Annotated in this window: 1 protein-coding gene; it reads right to left on the reverse strand. The window is 69.1% G+C overall.

Annotated elements, in window-relative coordinates; translation table 11 throughout:
- The coding region (gene dut, locus GPT33_RS12005; protein ID WP_296809261.1) for a dUTP diphosphatase at positions 1-246 on the reverse strand (246 nt) is incomplete at both ends.

The following is a 246-nucleotide window of genomic DNA, read 5'->3' on the forward strand; positions in this document are numbered from 1 at the left end:
CCGAACCCGCCGCTGCCGCGCGCGGAGGCGTCGAAGTCCTCGACGATCCTCAAATCGGCCTGCAGGACCGGTACCAGCATGAGCTGGGCGATGCGCTCGCCGATCTCGATCCGAAAGGGCGCCGTCCCGCGGTTCCAGCAGGAGACCATGAGCGGCCCCTGATAGTCCGAGTCGATCAGCCCGACCAGGTTGCCGAGCACGATGCCGTGCCGATGCCCGAGCCCCGAGCGCGGCAGGATCAGACCC

Source organism: Thiocapsa sp. (assembly GCF_011390875.1).
Taxonomy (GTDB): Bacteria; Pseudomonadota; Gammaproteobacteria; order Chromatiales; family Chromatiaceae; genus Thiocapsa.